We start from the raw sequence: 220 nt of genomic DNA, 5'->3' as shown, positions 1-220 counted from the left end.
ATCCTCGATGAGATCCGGCAGGATGAACAGGCGTGGGAGAACTATATGCGTTTTGCCGAACCGTACAAGCGGATACGCATCGCTTATATCGACGCGGCACGAAAGCGTCCTGAGGAGTTCAGAAAACGCCTCGACAGCTTCATCCGAAAAACAAGGGATAACAAACAGATCGTCGGTTACGGCGGCATCGACAAGTATTATTGATGCTTGATGTGATGAT

Annotated in this window: 1 protein-coding gene; it reads left to right on the top strand. The window is 49.5% G+C overall.

Going from position 1 to position 220, the window contains the following annotated elements:
• The coding region (locus tag B0D78_RS12400) for a YdeI/OmpD-associated family protein (protein WP_143521884.1) at positions 1-204 on the top strand (204 nt) is incomplete at its 5' end.
• Positions 205-220 lie beyond the last annotated feature (16 nt).

The sequence above is a fragment of the Pyramidobacter sp. C12-8 genome (assembly GCF_002007215.1).
GTDB lineage: Bacteria > Synergistota > Synergistia > Synergistales > Dethiosulfovibrionaceae > Pyramidobacter.
This window is presented reverse-complemented; position numbering and strand designations above follow the sequence as displayed.